12 protein-coding genes are annotated in these 12,197 nt (G+C 47.0%); 3 read left to right on the plus strand and 9 right to left on the minus strand.

Annotation, left to right across the window (positions count from 1 at the left end; genetic code table 11):
- Positions 1 to 179: 179 nt before the first annotated feature.
- Positions 180 to 1,238 carry a 3-deoxy-7-phosphoheptulonate synthase gene (locus VGB26_15855; GenBank protein ID HEX9759250.1) on the minus strand — a complete coding sequence of 353 codons (1,059 nt, stop codon included), beginning with the start codon at positions 1,236 to 1,238 and terminating at the stop codon, positions 180 to 182.
- A 456-nt stretch (positions 1,239 to 1,694) separates the two neighbouring features.
- Between VGB26_15855 and lysS the strand changes: the two genes are divergently transcribed.
- The 3 genes from lysS to VGB26_15870 are packed head-to-tail and all read left to right on the plus strand — an operon-like array spanning position 1,695 to position 5,118.
- A complete protein-coding gene (gene lysS, locus VGB26_15860) occupies positions 1,695 to 3,179 on the plus strand; it encodes a lysine--tRNA ligase (protein HEX9759251.1) in 1,485 nt (494 codons plus the stop codon).
- Between the two features lie 18 nt (positions 3,180 to 3,197).
- On the plus strand, positions 3,198 to 4,445 hold the full coding sequence (locus VGB26_15865; GenBank protein HEX9759252.1) for a lipoprotein-releasing ABC transporter permease subunit: 1,248 nt from the start codon (positions 3,198 to 3,200) through the stop codon (positions 4,443 to 4,445).
- A complete protein-coding gene (locus VGB26_15870; GenBank protein HEX9759253.1) occupies positions 4,438 to 5,118 on the plus strand; it encodes an ABC transporter ATP-binding protein in 681 nt (226 codons plus the stop codon). Before VGB26_15865 ends, VGB26_15870 begins: the two co-directional genes overlap by 8 nt.
- 41 nt (positions 5,119 to 5,159) lie before the next feature.
- Here the strand turns inward: VGB26_15870 and VGB26_15875 are convergent, their stop codons facing one another.
- From VGB26_15875 to VGB26_15910, 8 genes are all read right to left on the minus strand, one after another.
- On the minus strand, positions 5,160 to 6,080 hold the full coding sequence (locus tag VGB26_15875) for a patatin-like phospholipase family protein (GenBank protein ID HEX9759254.1): 921 nt from the start codon (positions 6,078 to 6,080) through the stop codon (positions 5,160 to 5,162).
- Positions 6,081 to 6,219: 139 nt separating this feature from the next.
- Positions 6,220 to 6,918, minus strand: a complete 699-nt coding sequence (locus tag VGB26_15880) for a haloacid dehalogenase type II (protein HEX9759255.1) — start codon at positions 6,916 to 6,918, stop codon at positions 6,220 to 6,222.
- Between the two features lie 24 nt (positions 6,919 to 6,942).
- Positions 6,943 to 7,758, minus strand: a complete 816-nt coding sequence (gene trpA, locus VGB26_15885) for a tryptophan synthase subunit alpha (protein HEX9759256.1) — start codon at positions 7,756 to 7,758, stop codon at positions 6,943 to 6,945.
- Positions 7,755 to 8,951: a tryptophan synthase subunit beta gene (trpB, locus tag VGB26_15890; protein HEX9759257.1), complete on the minus strand. Its 1,197-nt coding sequence runs from the start codon at positions 8,949 to 8,951 to the stop codon at positions 7,755 to 7,757. Before trpB ends, trpA begins: the two co-directional genes overlap by 4 nt.
- Positions 8,952 to 8,970: 19 nt before the next feature.
- Positions 8,971 to 9,582 (minus strand): phosphoribosylanthranilate isomerase, encoded by a 612-nt coding sequence (locus tag VGB26_15895; protein HEX9759258.1) that lies wholly within the window; start codon positions 9,580 to 9,582, stop codon positions 8,971 to 8,973.
- The gene (gene trpC, locus VGB26_15900) at positions 9,579 to 10,382 is read right to left on the minus strand and encodes an indole-3-glycerol phosphate synthase TrpC (protein ID HEX9759259.1); all 804 of its coding nucleotides are present in this window, start codon (positions 10,380 to 10,382) and stop codon (positions 9,579 to 9,581) included. The genes VGB26_15895 and trpC overlap by 4 nt, the downstream gene beginning before the upstream one ends.
- A 26-nt stretch (positions 10,383 to 10,408) precedes the next feature.
- Positions 10,409 to 11,419: an anthranilate phosphoribosyltransferase gene (trpD, locus tag VGB26_15905; GenBank protein ID HEX9759260.1), complete on the minus strand. Its 1,011-nt coding sequence runs from the start codon at positions 11,417 to 11,419 to the stop codon at positions 10,409 to 10,411.
- Positions 11,416 to 12,003 (minus strand): aminodeoxychorismate/anthranilate synthase component II, encoded by a 588-nt coding sequence (locus VGB26_15910; GenBank protein HEX9759261.1) that lies wholly within the window; start codon positions 12,001 to 12,003, stop codon positions 11,416 to 11,418. The genes trpD and VGB26_15910 overlap by 4 nt, the downstream gene beginning before the upstream one ends.
- Positions 12,004 to 12,197: the final 194 nt, after the last annotated feature.

Below are 12,197 nucleotides of genomic sequence, written 5' to 3' on the forward strand. Positions count from 1 at the left end.
CGGGAATGACGAACTGGATTTTGCAGGAACCTCTAATACTTCAAAGGCTTCAACCACAGAATGACTTTGACTTGACCCTTGCCCTGTATGGACCTTAAACACTTTTTAACAATTTTTACCCACTCGATTACACGAAGACCCGGAATTTTTAATGGCTAAGAATTTTGGAAGGATTGATGTTACTTTTTCTGAATCCGTTTGCGTGACGCTTCCGCAAGTTCACGGATTAAGGTTTCCGTGTCTTCCCAACCGATGCAGGCATCGGTAATACTCTGTCCATAGGTTAGTTTTTTCCCAGGGGCCACATCTTGACGGCCTGCAATCAGATGGCTTTCAACCATAACTCCGAAGATTCTCTGATTCCCTCCCGAAATTTGGGCTGTCACCTCCCGCCCTACCATCAGTTGCTCTTGGTGTTTCTTTCGGCTGTTGGCATGACTAAAATCCACCATTATCCGTTCGGGCAACTTTGCCGCTTCCAATTGCTTCGCGGCTTGTTCAATGCTTCTGGCATCATAATTGGGTTTTTTACCTCCACGCAGAATAATGTGGCAATCCTGATTTCCCCGGGTGGTAAAAATCGCAGAATTTCCTTCCTTTCTTACAGAAAGAAAGTGATGGGGCACAGAAGCGGCTCGAACTGCGTCCACGGCTACCTGAATGGTGCCATCGGTTGCATTTTTGAATCCCACAGGACAAGAAAGACCCGAGGCAAGTTCCCTGTGAACCTGGCTTTCGGTGGTCCGCGCACCGATGGCTCCCCAGCTCACCAAGTCGGTGATATATTGGGGGGTAATGACATCGAGGAATTCCGTTCCAGCCGGAACCCCCTTTTCATTGAGATCCAATAACAGCCGTCGTGCAAGACGAACCCCTTTGTTAATGTGAAAGCTGCCATCCAAATCGGGATCATTAATAAACCCTTTCCACCCCACCGTTGTTCGGGGCTTTTCGAAATATACACGCATCACAATGAGCAGATCATGGCTGAATTTATCAATGAGCCCTTTAAGACGGTCAGCATACTCTCTGGCCGCCCCGGGATCGTGAATAGAACATGGGCCAGCGATCACCATCAAGCGGGGATCTTTTCCGCTGAGAATCCTGTGGATGCCCTGCCGTGCCTCAAAAGTGGTTTTTGCCGCATGATCGGTGATGGGGATTTCCCCACACACCTCCACGGGTGGGGTAACCGCTTTTGTGGCTTGAATTCTTAAATCATCTGTTTTGTAATCCATGGTATTTCCCTTCCATAAACAACTTTACTAAGCATATCATGTTGATTTGGTGAAAGAAAGTTCCTATTCAAAAAGTATGGGTTAAAAATATTTTCTTGGGTGTCGCCCCTAACCAACATCCTTCCCCTTTCACACGTCTTCGCCACCCTAATTCCTTGACTTTCAAGGGGTTGTACCCCTATAATCCCAAAATCCTGTTAAAAATTCTCAAACCCCAAACGGTCATTGAAAAGCTCTACCTTACGGTTTGGGAACCTTTATGGTTTAAAATGACCTGGATTCCCGATAAAACCTTTCGGAAATGACGGGAAGAAAGGTATTTAAATCAGAGCCCCGTTGCAGGCCTGCGGGGGATTCAGAGGAAAAACTGATTTCTTAAATCTCCCTCCATTTTTCAAAGGGGGAATTAGGCCTTTACCCAGCAGCAAAACTGCAAGGAAGAGCAAGTTTAAAACCATGGATTTAGACAACGATCAAATTCAACAGCGCTTAAAAAAGCTTGAGGAACTCAAAGCAAAAGGAATTTCCCCTTTCGGAAAACGCTTTGAGGTTACCCACCACGCAAAACCCCTCTTGGTCCAATACGAAAAAGAGGATAAGGAATCCTTGGAAAAACTAAACGTCACCTGCCAGGTCGCAGGGAGAATTTTGGGGTATCGTGGATTCGGAAAAACCGCTTTTATGCATATCCAGGATGAAACCGGAAAAATTCAGATCTATACCAAAAAAGGGGAACTTCAAGAGGACCATGTGTTTCTTTTAGACCGGTTAGACTTGGGAGACTATATCGGAGCGAACGGAAAACTGTTCCGGACCAAAACCAATGAACTAACCCTTCATGTGGAGGAAATCACTCTTTTATCGAAATCCTTGCGCCCTCCCCCGGAAAAATGGCATGGGCTCAGTGACGTGGAAACACGCTATCGACAGCGGTATGTGGATCTTTTCGCCAACTCCGAAGTCCAAGAGGTTTTCAGGAAACGCAACCGGATCATTCAGGGCATCCGGACTTTTTTAAACAGCCGCGGGTTTTTAGAAGTGGAAACCCCTATGATGCATTCCATCGCTGGCGGAGCAGCGGCCCGACCTTTTGAAACCCATCATAATGCTCTGGACATTCCCCTATTTCTTAGAATTGCCCCGGAACTTTACTTAAAAAGGCTTTTGGTGGGAGGGTTTGAAAAAATATATGAAATCAACCGGAACTTCCGGAACGAGGGAATCTCCACGATCCACAATCCAGAATTCACCATGCTTGAATTTTATGTGGCCTACGCGGATTTTAAAGACCTGATCCCGCTAACCGAGGAATTAATCGTCACTCTGGCCAAGGAAACTTTGGAAACATTAACGTTTTCCTATGGTGAGCATCAGATCGACCTGACCCCTCCCTGGAATCGGTTTACTTACCGTGAAGCCATTCAAAACACATTATCCCTAAAACCGGAACAGTTACAGGACCGAACCGAAATGATCCGGGTAGCTGAAAAGATGGGAATCACACTTCAGGAAAATCTTCCACTGGGAAAAATCCTCAGCGAAATTTTCGAGCATACAGTGGAAACCACGCTGGTTCAACCCACTTTTATCACGGAATATCCCATTGAAATTTCTCCCTTGGCGAAACGGAATGATCAGAACCCCCTTTTCACCGACCGCTTTGAGCTCTACATCGGAACGAGGGAAATTGCCAATGCATTCTCCGAGCTGAATGATCCCATTGAACAAAAATCCCGATTTGAGGAGCAGATGGCCCAAAGAGAAGCAGGAGATCCGGAAGCCCACCAAATGGATGAGGATTTTATTAGGGCCTTGGAATACGGGATGCCCCCTGCCGCCGGGGAAGGTATCGGAATTGACCGCCTGGTCATGTTACTGACCCAACAATACTCTATCCGGGATGTCATCTTTTTCCCCCAATTGAAACCGGAAGGCCGGTAGGCCCCTAAGACCTTTTCTATGAAATTTTCCTACGAGTTTTTTATTGCCCTTCGATACCTCAAAGCAAAAAGAAAACGTCGATCAATTTCCTTAAACACCTTTATATCCATGGGGGGTGTCACCCTTGGGGTTGCTGCGTTGATTGCCACATTGGCGGTCATGACCGGATTTTCCGAGGATTTAAGGGAAAAAATTGTCGGAACAACCTCCCACATTGTGGTGATGGACCGAACACGGGATGGCGTTTCCAATTATCGAGACCTCTTAACCCAGGTACTGGAGGTTCCTCACGTGGTCTCTGCAGCACCTTTCGTATATAGCCAAGTTCTTCTGACTTCTGAAGTGGGTGTCAGTGGGGTCGTCATACGGGGAATAGACCCGGACATTGAAGGGACGGTCACCGAACTGCCATCCTATATGCGGGAGGGGAAACTGAATCTTTTAAAAGATGAGCCGGTTGATCCGGAGACCGGAATTCCCCAACGGGGAATTATTCTTGGGAAGGAGTTAGCAGGAAAGTTGGGCGCTTTTTTCGGGGAAGAAATTACCGTCATCTCCCCTTCCAGTGTGGTCGGTCCCTTTGGAATGGTACCCAAAATGAGGCGTTTTCATGTGGTTGGAATTTTTGATTCGGGAATGTATGAATATGACTCCTCATTGGCCTATATTTCCCTTCCCTCCGCCCAGGAATTTTTTGATATGGGGGACACCGTTACCGGTCTTGAAATTAAAGTCGATGATATTTTTATTGCCGATCAGGTTGCCACATCGATCCAAAGTAAACTGGGTTTCCCCTACGGGGCACGGGACTGGATGCAAATGAATCGAAATCTTTTTTCCGCCCTGAAGCTGGAAAAGATCATGATGTTCATCATTCTGGTTTTAATTATTCTTGTGGCATCCTTTAACATCGTCAGCACCTTGACCATGATTGTGGTGGAGAAGAGCCGGGAAATAGCCATATTAAAAGCCATGGGGGCCAATCGCCGTGGAATCATGAGAATTTTTATGATCGACGGTCTGATTATCGGTTTGGTCGGGACTGCAATCGGAATCCCTTTGGGATATGGGGTGTGCCAGATCTTTCAAAACTTTATTACCCTTCCAAGTGATGTTTACTATATCAGTCATATTCCGGTAATCATTCGGGCGTGGGATATCTCCCTGGTTTCTTTTTCCGCCATTTTGATTAGTTTTCTTGCAACCCTCTACCCTTCTTTTCAAGCGGCAAAATTAGAGCCTACCGAAGCTCTTCGCTATGAATAACCCCCTGGTAAAAATCGTGGATTTATACAAGTGGTTTTCCCTCGAAAATAGGGAAATTCCCGTTCTCAATGGGGTTGAAATGGAAATCCAAAAGGGGGAACTTCTTTGTATTGTGGGAGCATCCGGGGCAGGAAAAAGCACCCTTCTCCATATCCTGGGCGGGTTGGACCGGCCGAGCTCCGGAAAGGTCCTTTTTGACGGAGAGGACATTTCCCGTTTCTCTGAATCCCAAATGGCCCAGTTTCGAAATAAAAAACTCGGGTTTGTTTTTCAATTTCATCATCTCCTTCCCGAATTTACCGCTCTGGAAAATACCATGATGCCGGCCTTAATACAGGGAAACCAAAATAAACAAATTGAAAAGGAAGCCAAAGAGATTTTAAAAGAGGTAGGGTTGGAAATGAGGAGGGATCACCGCCCGGGTGAACTCTCAGGAGGAGAGCAGCAGCGGGTGGCCATGGCCAGGGCCCTCATGTTAAACCCCCAATTGGTTTTGGCGGACGAACCCACCGGAAATTTGGATACCCACACCAGCGAAGCTATTTTTTCTCTGCTCAAACGCCTCCAACATGAAAAAGGTATCACCTTGATCATGGTTACCCATAACGAATTCCTGGCAAAACAAGCCGACCGGATCATCAAAATCGTGGATGGAAAAATCGAAAAGGGATAAGGAGGGATTTCTCCTGTTGATCTAAATGCCCCTCACCCTAACTAACCTCTATGATTATTTCCCGGGAATATCCGACGGACTCTTCCCCAGCGAATCTTTCTTTTGACCTCCTCCAGTTTGGTCTCCGTGGCTTCTTTTCCCTTTTGCATATATTCCTTGGGACGGCTAAAATCCGCCCAATGGACCTTTCCCACATCCGGCTGGATAATCACATCGGCTTTTTTGGCATAATGAGATCTCAGTCTTTCCCTGACCAGCGCATCGGCCCTAAGGAGAAGATCCAATCCTCGGTTGAACCCCGTTACCTTTAAGACCGAATCGGAAGCATTGACCGCAATCACGAAATCAGCACCCTTTTGACGGAGTAAATCAACGGGAACGGGGTTGACCCAACCCCCATCCATTAATAAATGCTCCCCGTACATCATGGGAGGAAAAATGCCGGGGATGGCACAGGTGGCACAGATGGCTTTTCTTAAGGATCCTTTATCTAAAATATACTCTCCCCCGTTAATCAGATCCGCCGCCGTGGTAAAAAAAGGAACCTTGGTATTTTCCATATCCACATCATCAATGAGATGCCCCATCACGCGTAAAAATTCCATTTCTGATATATAGGCTTGCCGTGTAAAAGATATTCCGTAAAAGACACCCCGTTTAACAGAATGAGCCAACTTGGATAAAATACCCGCCCGTTTCCCTTGATTAAGATCATGCCGCATAAATTCAAATCGGGTCCGTTTAAATTCGGGACCGTTAACAAATGTGGTGATCCTGTTTTCAATTTCTTGAATATTGGGTTGGATCGCATACATGGCACCCACCACCGCACCAAAACTTACTCCCGCCACCAGGTCGATGGGAACCCCCGCCTTTTCCAATGCGGATAAAACACCAAGATGGGAAATCCCTCTTGCGCCTCCTCCACCCAGGGCGAGTCCAACTTTAAAAGGTCTAAACATTTAATATCCTTTTTCGTGATTTATTTAACTCTTGCGTGATTATATCTCAAAACGAGACCCAGATCCCCTCAAATTTTTCATCGTTTAAAAGGGGTTCCCCTTCAAGGCCTCCAAGGAGTCCTTGTGGGGCTCTTTGGGGTTATGGAGAATTTGCAAATAAGGCCAGGGTTTTTAAATCAGGAACCACGAGATCAGGGCGGGCATAGCCAGAAGGTGTTGCGCCGGGACCGTTTTTACTCCTTCTTCGATCAACCCACACCGTTTTCAATCCGATGTTTTTTGCGGGAACGATGTCATGAAACATGCTTTGGCCCACATGAAGGATTTTATCTGAAGGGACCCCGATTTTTTGAATGGCAAAGCGGAAAAAATTTAAGGAGGGTTTATAGGAGCGAACCTGCTGGGCGGTGATGACCCAATCAAACTTAATGTGAAGGTGTTCAGCGGTTATTGAAAAAAGAGCATCATCCGTATTGGAGAGAATGGCCAAACGAAACCGTTTTTTCAGGGTACGCAGCGCCTCCACGGTATCGGAAAAGGGCTTCCAGTTTTTCAAAGATTCAACAAGAAAATGATCCTCAGAAGTAGAAAGGTTCAGATGGAAAACTTCAGCCGTTTTCCGTACAACCCCCCTTAAAACATCTTTATATTCATTATAAGGTCCACTCTCAGATTGGGCTTCGGCCTTCGAAAAAAACTCAAGAATGGAACCCTCCTCAATGGGAATGTTCTGCCTGGAAAAAAACGGCTCGAACGCTTCTAATATCCCACTTTCCCAATCAATTAACGTTCCGTAACAACCAAAACTTATTACCTCAAATTGATTAAAATCAAGCATAGGGGTTTAGGTTAAGGAAGTGGCCTATTTTTTAAAACTTTTCAGGAGCGATTTAGCACCCTCAAGGACCCTTTGGGTGGCAGTTCCATCTTCCAGGTGTTCTTCCACCTGCCGAACCAGTGCAGATCCCACCACCACCCCGTCCCCTAAAGAAGCAGCCTGGGAGGCTTCCTGTGGGGTGGATATTCCAAACCCGATCAAAATGGGCAGGGGAGAAATCTTTCGAAGGGATTCAATCTGTCGTCGGATATCTTTCACGGCACCCATTTTTGCCCCTGTAATTCCCACCAGAGACACATAATAAATAAAACCCCGGCTGTGTTGGGCCACTTTCCTCATCCTGGAAGGGGAGGTGGTCGGCGCAATTAAAAAAATGATATCCAAACCCTCCTCATTCCCCGCTTTCATCAAGCAGCCCGCTTCCTCCGGGGGAAGATCCGGAATGATCACGCCATCCACCCCTTTCTCAAGGGCGTTTTTTACAAAACGTTCCTCCCCATATTTCATGATGGGATTGTAATAGGTCATCAAGACGATCGGAACCGAAACTTTTTGGCGGAGCCTTTCCACCATATCCAAAATTCCCGGAAGCGTTGTTTTTTGCCGAAGAGACCGAACACTTGCCCGCTGGATGACAGGGCCATCCGCAATGGGATCGGAAAAAGGAACCCCCAACTCAATCAGGTCAGCGCCCAGATCCGCCAGCCCTTTGACCAGTTCTTCCGTTTGGGCAAGGGATGGATCCCCGGCCATGATATAGGGAACAAAAGCCTTTTCCTGGTTCAGCCTGAGGTGTTTAAAAAGTATTTCGATCCGGCCCTCCCGCTGGTCTTCTTTCATGATATGTCAATTCCCCTCATTTTCGCGATTTGATTCACATCCTTGTCCCCACGGCCTGAAAGGTTGACAATAATAATGGAACCCCGGGAAAGCCTGGGTGCCAATTTTATAACCTCGGCAATGGCATGGGCAGATTCAAGGGCGGGAATAATTCCCTCTACACGACTTAATAAATCGAATGCCTCCAGTGCTTCCTCATCCTTGACGTAGGTGTATTGCACCCTTTTTCGGTCCTGATAAAAACTATGCTCCGGTCCAACAGCGGGGTAATCTAACCCCGCCGAAACCGAATGGGTGGTTCGGATCTGCCCAAATTCATCCTGAAGCAAAAAAGTTTTGGTCCCATGAAGAACACCCACTGAACCATCCGCAAACCGGGCGGCATGTTTCCCAGAGGCAATCCCCAGGCCCCCGGCCTCCACACCGATCATTTTAACCTTTGAATCCTTCAAAAATTGATAAAACAGGCCGATGGAATTACTTCCCCCTCCAACACAGGCAACCAGATAGTTGGGCAATTTCCCCTCAGCTTTAAGAATTTGTCTCCGGGCTTCCCGCCCGATGACCGATTGAAAATCCCGTATCATCATCGGGTAGGGGTGAGGTCCTAAGACCGACCCTAATATATAATGTGTATTTCTCACATGGGTGGTCCAATCCCGCATGGCTTCATTGATGGCATCTTTCAGGGTTCGGCTCCCTGCATCTACCGGAGTAACTTTTGAGCCCAAAAGGTGCATCCGGAAAACATTAAGTGCCTGTCGTTCCATATCCTCGGTTCCCATATATACCTCACAGGTCAGGCCGAACATGGCCGCAACCGTGGCGGTGGCCACCCCATGCTGTCCCGCACCGGTTTCGGCAATCACCCGTTCTTTCTTCATTCGGCGGGTCAATAAAACCTGCCCCACTGTATTATTGATTTTATGGGCCCCTGTATGGCACAAATCCTCACGTTTTAGATAGATCTTCGCCCCTTTCAAACGTTCGGTGAGACGGCGCGCAAAATAAAGAGGAGTGGGTCTTCCAACATACTCCCTCAAATAATAACTGACCTCCTCCTGAAAGCGCTTCTCTGCCCGAAGCCGAAAATAGGTGCGCTCCAATTCATCAAGGGCCGCTATTAAAGTCTCCGGGGCAAACCTTCCTCCAAACTGGCCAAAGTGGCCTTTCCTCTCATCTTTGGCCTTTATTAAGGACGGTCTTTTGGTTTTAGCCTTTTGCTTCTTCAATAAACCTTTTGATTTTTTCATGATCCTTTTTTCCTTTAAGGTCCCCTTCAACTCCGCTGCTCACATCCACCCCATAGGGCCTTACTTTTTTAACAGCTTCCCCAACGTTTTCCGGGGTTAAACCACCGGCCAGAATAATCGTTCCGAAAGGTTTCGCCTTGACTGCCAAATCCCAGTCAAACTTTTTACCTGTTCCCCCGTATTCCCCTTTCAAAAAAGTATCCAGAAGAAATGCCCTCACGTGAAACTGAGAAAGGAGAGATAAACTCTCTTCATTTTTCATGTGAATGGCTTTGATGGCCCTCTGCTGAAACTGATGGCAGAGAGCTGGAGACTCATTTCCCTGAAATTGAACCATATCTAGACCGCAAGACTCTACGGTTTTTTGGATAACGGAAGGCTGCTCATCGACAAAAAGGCCAATGCAGGTTACGTAAGGGGGGAGTTTGGAGATAATGATTTGAACCTGCTGAGGTTCAATAAATCGGGCACTCTGCCTGTAAAGAACAAATCCAATCGCATCGGCCCCATATTCAACAGCGGCTTGTGCATCCTCCAGATGGGTAATTCCGCAAATTTTTACCCGTATCATTGCCCCAAAAGCTCCCTTATTTTTCCTGGAATATCCGGACTGGTCATCAAAGCCTCACCTACCAATATGGCGGTTGCCCCCGCTTTTTGAACTTCCAAAACATCTTGCCGGGAGAAAATCCCGCTTTCACTGATCATCACCACCCCTTTAGGAATTTTTCCGGCAAGGCCTCTAGTGGTTTCCAAAGAGGTTTCGAAGGTTTGAAGGTTCCGGTTGTTAATTCCAATGAGTCTGGCTTGTAAAGGAAGAACCCTTTTTAATTCATCCTCTGAGTGGACCTCGATAATGACGGACAGACCCATTTCACGGGCAAGTATATAAAACTGTGTCAATTGATCATCCGGTAATACCGAGGCAATCAAAAGGATGGCATCGGCCCCCCAACGCCTGGCTTCAAAAATTTGATATTCATCAATAATAAAATCTTTTTGAAGAATTGGAAGCGGGCAATTAATTTTGACCAATGGAATAAATTGAAGAGAACCCAGGAAATAATGCTCATCGGTCAAAATGGATAAGGCAGAAGCTCCCGAACCTTCATAAACCTTCGCCAAACCCAATGGATCAAAATGGTTACTTAAAAGACCTTTTGAAGGAGACGCCTTTTTGATCTCAGCAATCAGCGAACAGGTTGACCCCTTGGGTTCTCCATTTTGATGGTGAGAAAGGGCCCGGAAAAAATCCCGGGGTTTAGATAAAAAATGGAGGGTATTTTGAAGAAAAGAAAGAGGAAACTGATTCTTCCGCTCCTCAACTTCAGTCCGCTTATTTTGAACAATTTCTTTTAAAATTTCCTGCACGAATGGATAACCTTGAAAGTGTGGCCCTAACGGTTTGTCACCTCCTTTAAAGCCTCTAATTTTTCAAATGCTGCACCCGAATCAATCGACTCATTGGCTAACCGGTAACCATCCTGGAGGGTTTTCGCTTTTCCAGCAGCCACCAGGGCAGGGGCAGCATTCAGAAGAACAATTTCACGACGGGGTCCTTTTCTTCCATGCAAAATATCCAAAACGATATTGGCATTTTCTTTCATATCCCCCCCCTGAATATCTTTGATTTTCGCCGGGGTCAAATCAAAATCTCCGGGTTCCAGAAAATAACTTTTGATACTTCCTTCTTTCCCCTCGGAAACACGGGTCTTCCCGGTAATGGTAATTTCATCCAAGCCATCCAACCCATGGACCACAAAACAATGGGCTGAACCCAGGTTGATCAAAACCTGGGCCAATAAATCGGTCAATTCCTCTTTATAAACACCCAGAACCTGGACCGTGGCGCCTGCGGGATTGGTGAGGGGCCCCAAAATATTAAAAAGTGTCCTTACCCCGATCTCCTGCCGCGGGGCCAACGCATGTTTCATTGCCCCGTGATACTGGGGGGCAAAGAGAAACCCAATTCCAATCTCATTAATACATTCCTCCACCGCTTCGGGAGGAATTTCGATCTTGACCCCAAGGGCTTTTAAAACGTCGGCACTCCCACAACTGCTTGACACCGATCGGTTCCCATGTTTAGCAACGGTAATTCCAGCGCCGGAAACCAAAAAGGCCACAGTGGTGGAAATATTAAAAGTTCCCATTCGGTCCCCACCGGTGCCGCAGGTATCGACAACCAGCCGATCTCTCACCCGGATCCGTACAGCTTTTTGTCGCATGGCTTGAGCAGACCCGGTAATCTCCTCTACCGTTTCCCCCTTCATGCGAAGACCAACCACGTAAGCCGCAATTTGAGCAGGAGTTGCCTTTCCTTCCATGATTTCCATCATGACCCCTTCCGCCTCCTGCACCGAAAGAGAACTCCCCTCGATCACTTTGCTGATGGCTTCCCTAATCACGCCGCCCTCCCAAAACGCTGGACCCCAGCCAGAAAATTTTTAAGTAGATCTTTTCCGAACCGCGTCAAAATGGATTCCGGATGAAATTGAACTCCTTCCATGGGGTAGGTGCGGTGGCGAATTCCCATGATCTCCCCTTCCTCCGTATCCGCACTGATTTCAAAACACCCGGGAAGGGTCTCTCGCCGGAGAATGAGAGAGTGATACCGCGTGGCTTCGAAAGGGTTCGGCAGGTTTTTAAACAGGGTTTTCGCGTCATGGCGAATCATAGAGGTCTTCCCGTGCATTAACCGCTCGGCCCGGATAACCTCCCCACCAAATGCAGCCCCAATCGCCTGGTGGCCTAAACACACCCCCAGGATAGGAAGCCGCCCGGCAAAATGCCGGATAAGAGCCAGGGAGATTCCTGCTTCATTGGGAGTACACGGCCCCGGTGAAATGACAATTCCCGAGGGGGTTTGTTTTTCTATTTCTTCTAAAGTAATCCGGTCGTTTCGGAAAACGCGGACCTCTTCCCCAAGCTCACCAAAATATTGAACCAGGTTGTAGGTAAAAGAGTCATAATTATCAATCATTAAAAGCATAACCGAATAACCCCCAATTAAACCCTAAACAAACTATTTTGAGTTATTGTTTTCTAGGAGTCTGTCGGACTTAACAATCTGATCCGACGACCGTTTGTATAAATTTTTGTGGTCGTCGCGTTTTGATCGGTCCTTATCGATCAAAATAGCGGTGATCTGTTCTTTCTTATCGATTTCAACTTAAGGCGTGTAGC

The sequence above is a fragment of the Nitrospiria bacterium genome (assembly GCA_036397255.1).
GTDB lineage: Bacteria > Nitrospirota > Nitrospiria > DASWJH01 > DASWJH01 > DASWJH01.